Here is a 5,744-nt window from a genome sequence, read left to right as displayed (position 1 = left end):
CTGATATGGACGGCATTAAAACGGTTGAAACACTAAAGAAAAAACACCCTCTGGTGGAGGTCGTCATGCTTACGGGACAGGCAACCATTCATACTGCCATCGAATCATTGAAGTTCGGCGCTTTCGATTATCTAACGAAACCGTGTGACTTAAATGATCTAATTTTAAAGGCAAAACAAGCCGTTGCCAGAAAAAGAGAACGTGAAGGTAAAATCCACCGTGTAAGGATGAAACCGTACATTTCGGAACGAGAACGTGACCGGCTGATATCCAAGATATTGGAAAAATGAGGCTGTGCTAAATCTCTTAAATTTTACCTGTAATAGAACTTAGCATAAAGGACATTGAGCAGAACGCTCCAATCGTCAGACCTCTCATGCCCGTTGTATTGGAATCCAATTGTCGCAGACCTGAAAACACCGCATCCTGAAGAGAATTCAATGGAAGCGTCAACGAAGCTTATATATGTCGGGAGGCCTAACAGGCATATGAATCATGTACTAAGATATCTATTGGTTCGGATGGTCGCTGTTTTGATGTTATTCCCTGTCATACCAACAGCGGCACAAAAACCTGTCGAAAATAAATCTGGAGATGCCATTGCGCGGGCAATTCAAAAAGCGGTAGCGCTTGCGACCGACCACGGCGCCGCGGTTGACGTGCGACTCGAACGATTCACCGGCACAATCGTCGGGCAAGCGTATCGAGAGTGGGACTTCAGCCTGAGAGACGATGCTACGATTTATCGTGTGCGCTTTGACAGCAGCTCCAAGGCACAGGTTCTAAAACGTTCTGAAAAACACAGCGATGTCCGCGAATACTGGTCAACGGTAAGGTCAGCAAACACCGTCGTCGATTTGGATGAACTCGTTGCGGTGGCGCAACACAAAGTTCTCGATGCTGGTTTTACACCCACAGACTATACGTATCTAAAATATGGGGTGGCCGGTCCACGAGTCCATGCAAAGGCCCCCCGGGAAACGCTGGAAGTCTTTCTTGAAATCGCAGGTGAGAAGAAAGCCCGCCGTGCAATATTTCATGATCGCCAATATCGGGGCCTGACACCTGCGAAGATAATTAAGGTCCGCATTCCGGCAGCGCCCCAACTACCGCAGCCGGAAATACCCACTACCGAAATGCCGGAAGTCAAGATCCCTGAAATCTCCGATCCGAATATTCTTATACAGGAGAATGACCACATGGTGATGATCACCCTGTGGTCGGACATTCTGTTTGATTTTGATAAATGGGATATCAGATCCGACGCCAAGGATGCGCTAGGACAGATTTTACATGTGCTAACCGGCCGCTATGCAAAACTTCCGTTTGAGATTCATGGTCATACCGACGCCATGGGAATTGAGGCCTACAATTTAAACCTATCGAAACAACGCGCCCATGCGGTTAAAGATTGGCTGGTCGCACATGGCATTGAGGGAACACGAACGAGTGTCTACTCTCACGGAGAGCTTCAACCGGTAGCGCCAAATAGCAACGCGGATGGGACCGATAACCCGGAAGGCCGCCAAATGAATCGACGGGTCGACATTCGTATCTATAAGTAATTTAACCCAACGAAGCGGCACCATCGCTTCGCTGATATAATCGGTTGACTTGTCAACATCAGCCGACCCAACCAACCGCGCGGCTGACTTTCGACGTTCTACAAAAGCCCGGCTGATCGATGCATCAAGGACAAGGGGGCGGTGCTTCTTAAAACGGCGATGATAGACAAAAGGCTGCCGTTTATTCCACCCTTGCCGACCTTTGGGATCAACCATGGGCCCGGCGGTTTGACCTCGGCCAGGACCAACGAAAAAAACCGGGCATCCTGGGCATGACCCGCTTTTATATAATCGCGGATACTCTCGGACTGGAACCGAGGCTTTTTCACCATTGACAGGATTTTTGATTCGCGAAGCAATGATGCATTATTTGACCCTTGGAATCCTGCTCGGATTATCCGTCGGCTTTGCGCCGGGGCCGCTGCTGGCGCTCGTGATTTCTGAAACGATTCAACATGGCATCCGGTCCGGGGCAAGGGTTGCCCTGGCCCCCATCGTCACCGACCTGCCCATCATCATCCTGCCTTGTTTCATTTTGTCCAAGCTATCCGGCTTCGATACGATTTTAGGAATCATTGCCTTGGTCGGCGGATGCGTTATCTTGTATATGGGCTACGAATGCATGCGCACAAAAAGAGTCGCACTCGATCTGGGGGGGATTAAACCGAAATCGCTAACCAAAGGCATCCTGGCCAATGCGTTGAGCCCTCATCCCTACCTGTTCTGGTTCAGCGTCGGTGCACCGACCATGACCAAAGCGATGCAGCAGCATATCGGTGCTCCTTTGGCGTTTGTCGTCGGTTTTTATGTTTTTCTGGTGGGGTCGAAAATCGTGCTGGCGGTGTTGGTCGGCCAATCGAAGTCCTTTTTAATCGGGCGCGGATACCGCTACACGATGCGTTTCCTCGGCCTGGCTTTATGTACGCTGTCTGTAGTTCTTTTTCATGACGGGCTGATATTGCTGGGAGTGATTGCAAGATAACCATCCGCGTGCAGCCGACCGGTGAATTAGCACCACAGCGCGCCTGGGACAAAAGGGTTTTTTAAGGTCGGTAATTGGGGATGGGGGGTGCTTCAGAAATATTGAGAGCCACCCATTCAAAACACAAATATGCTCCATTGGGGCAAAACAAACCGGAGGACAGACCATGGTCAAGATCAAAACCTTCACCAACGAATTGAAAGCCATGCATACCATGAAGGCGTTGAACGATCTGGACGCGCAGGTAAACGGTTTCATCCAGGGCAGCGACGTGAAAAAGGTCCTTTCCGTCTCGGACACCTGCACAACCGGAGACGGCGGCACCATCGGCATCATCCGGGTGCTGGCTTACGAATCATGATGCTGGCGTGTTGTTGTCGGTGCATGCCCTGCCCCCGACCTTGAATCCTCATGCCGGGAATAATATCTGTTTTCACCGGCCCCTTTGCAGCAATGGGGTTGATCTTCCCGGCGGGCCCCAGCGTAGTGGATGGTCCGTTGCCCGAGATCGTCGATCTTTTTACCGTCGATGGTGGTGATCGATAGGGTTGGGTTGCATGTAGATATTGACCGTTGGGGTCGGTATGGCTTAGCACAGGGGAATTGGACATCGAATCACCGTCTTCACCGGATTGCTGACAGCCTGTCGCACTCGATGGTACTGAACGCAGTCCTTCTGTAGAAACGATCAAATGCGCGCAAATCGAAAATTATATTTTCTTGGTTTTTCAATTTTCATTTTCTCTTTCTTTCTGCCGGCCCTGACAGTATTTGATGAACCCATCAGTGGGTATAAAAGCGCATTGGTGCTTTTTGGCTCTCTATTCAAATTCAAGGGATTTCTAAACTATTCTTTTTTGATTTTTGCAAACCTTGCAAATATTTTTACCATGTTGGTATTCATTCTCCAATTTAAAATCAATTTTAAAAAGTTGATTATCTTCCAGTTAATTGCTTTTGTATCTGCTTCTTTCTGGATAGGTTATGGTATCTTTCAAGAACAAAACATAAGCGATCTTCACATTGGATATTGGAACTGGTTATTCGGAATTTTTTTTATGTTAATATCTATGTTCGCATCAATGAAAGAACGAAACGTTCCAATGCGACGTAACTGACAAGGAGCAGTCACTGCGAGACCCAAAGCCCTGTGTTTCAGGTCCAATCGATGCCCGCGTCAGTATTTTCGAGTATTATGCAAGTTTTATATCCTTGTATCTGACTATTTCCATAAGAAAGGAAACCGGTGATGATACCCTCGGCTTTGCAGGCTCGTTTGTCGTCTACGATATCGGAGGCGGCATGAAAACATATCTGGCGCTTTGCCAGCGGGTCATCGATGAAGGTGTCTGGGTGGAAAATGCCCGGACCGGGAAGCGCTGCCTGACCGTGATCAATGCAGACTTTGAATACGATGTCAGCGACGGCCATTTGCCGGTGCTGACCACCAAAAAGCTGTTCTGGAAGCCGGCGATTGCCGAGATGCTGGGTTATTTGCGCGGTTACCACAGCGCGGCCCAATTCCGGGCGCTTGGGTGCAACACGTGGAATGCCAATGCCAATGACAATGCCGCCTGGCTGGCCAATCACTATCGCAACGGTGAGGATGATCTGGGCCGTTGCTATGGGGTTCAAGGGAGGCGATGGCGCAATCCGGAGGGGAAAGAAATCGACCAACTGCGTAAAATTGTCGACAACTTGTCCAAGGGCATTGACGATCGACGGGAAGTGATGACTTTTCACAATCCTGGCGAACTGGATCGCGCCTGTTTAGCGGCCTGCATGCACACCCACACGTTCAGCCTGCTGGGCGATCGGTTGTACCTGACAAGCTACCAGCGCTCTGACGATTTGCCGCTGGGCCATGGATTCAATCAAGTTCAAGTGGGCTGGCTGTTAATGATTATTGCACAAATCACCGGTAATAAGCCCGCCAAAGCGTTTCACAAAATCGTGAACGCACACATCTATGAAGATCAGCTGGAGCAGGTAAAGTCCGTTCAGCTCAAACGTGATCCGTATCCGTTGCCCAAACTGAAAATCAATCCTGACATCAAAACGCTGGTGGATCTGGAGACTTGGGTGACACTGGATGACTTTGAATTGGAGGGGTATCGGCACCATCCGGCCATTCAGTATGCCTTCACCGTGTAGGCCAAATGATTACCGTACGTATATCAATCAAGATTCAGGAAGTCGACCATGTCTGATTCACAAGAGATCTCGGCAGCGTTTCCTTTCAGGTCCAACTATGTTGAGGTGCATGGTTCCAAGATGCACTATATTGATGAAGGGTCGGGTGATCCACTCTTGTTCCTGCACGGTAATCCCACCTCTTCCTACCTGTGGCGCAACATCATTCCGCATCTGACGCCGCTGGGCCGCTGCATCGCCCCGGACCTGATCGGAATGGGTCGATCGGATGCACCGGATCTGGCGTATCGCTTCGTTGACCATGTCAATTACACGGAAGGCTTCATCGAGAAGCTGGGCCTGGAGCATATCACGCTGGTCGTCCATGACTGGGGTTCAGCACTGGGTTTCCACTACGCGATGCGAAACGAGAACAATGTTAAAGGGATCGCCTTTATGGAGGCAATTCTGAAACCGGTGACGTGGAACGACTTTCCGAGCGGCTTTAAAATGGGTTTTAAAATGATGCGGACACCCGGGCTTGGCTGGCTCATGATCAGCGTCATGAATGTCTTCGTTACCCAGATTCTGCCCAAGGCAATCGTCAGAAAATTGTCCGCGGAGGAAAAAAATTATTATGCGGCGCCGTACAAAACTGTCCGAAGTCGCAAGCCGTTGCGACAGTGGCCTTGCGAAATTCCCATCATGGGGAAACCAGCGGATGTTTACGAAGTGGTATCGAATTACAACAAAAGGCTTCAGGAATCCGAGATGCCCAAACTTCTCATCTTTGCATCGCCTGGAGGTTTGATAAATGCCAAAACAGTTGAATGGTGCAGGCAAAAGCTAAAAAATCTTAAAGCAGTCGACATCGGCGCAGGGATTCATTATCTGCAGGAAGACAATCCTCACCAGATCGGTGCAACCTTGGCAAAATGGTACACAGGCCTTTCGTAACCTGGATAAATCATGGCAGTGGTTAGGATAAACGAAAATGATCGATCTAAGCAACAAAGCGGCTAAACGATTTGGCATCAACTGGAAGGATCTTGAGGAGCGTTCAG

General features: G+C 49.4%; 6 protein-coding genes. All 6 read left to right on the top strand.

What is annotated here, in order from left to right; all coding sequences use genetic code 11:
- Positions 1–290, top strand: a 290-nt coding sequence (locus tag ABYV26_RS19120; RefSeq protein WP_372682956.1) for a response regulator, incomplete at its 5' end; no start/stop codon positions are given.
- Between the two features lie 198 nt (positions 291–488).
- Complete coding sequence (locus ABYV26_RS19115; protein WP_372682955.1) at positions 489–1,565, top strand: OmpA family protein; 1,077 nt, start codon at positions 489–491, stop codon at positions 1,563–1,565.
- A 361-nt stretch (positions 1,566–1,926) separates the two neighbouring features.
- Entirely contained in the window at positions 1,927–2,547 is a 621-nt protein-coding gene (locus ABYV26_RS19110; RefSeq protein ID WP_372682954.1) for a LysE family translocator, read from the top strand.
- Positions 2,548–2,713: 166 nt separating this feature from the next.
- Positions 2,714–2,908 (top strand): hypothetical protein, encoded by a 195-nt coding sequence (locus tag ABYV26_RS19105; RefSeq protein WP_372682953.1) that lies wholly within the window; start codon positions 2,714–2,716, stop codon positions 2,906–2,908.
- 941 nt (positions 2,909–3,849) lie between these two features.
- Positions 3,850–4,701 (top strand): thymidylate synthase, encoded by an 852-nt coding sequence (locus ABYV26_RS19100; RefSeq protein WP_372682952.1) that lies wholly within the window; start codon positions 3,850–3,852, stop codon positions 4,699–4,701.
- A 48-nt stretch (positions 4,702–4,749) separates the two neighbouring features.
- Complete coding sequence (locus ABYV26_RS19095) at positions 4,750–5,637, top strand: haloalkane dehalogenase (RefSeq protein ID WP_372682951.1); 888 nt, start codon at positions 4,750–4,752, stop codon at positions 5,635–5,637.
- Positions 5,638–5,744: the final 107 nt, after the last annotated feature.

Origin of the sequence: Desulfosarcina sp., assembly GCF_041551955.1 — a bacterium.
GTDB lineage: Bacteria > Desulfobacterota > Desulfobacteria > Desulfobacterales > Desulfosarcinaceae > Desulfosarcina.
Note: the sequence above shows the minus strand (reverse complement) of the source record. Positions and strands in the feature narration are given on the sequence as shown.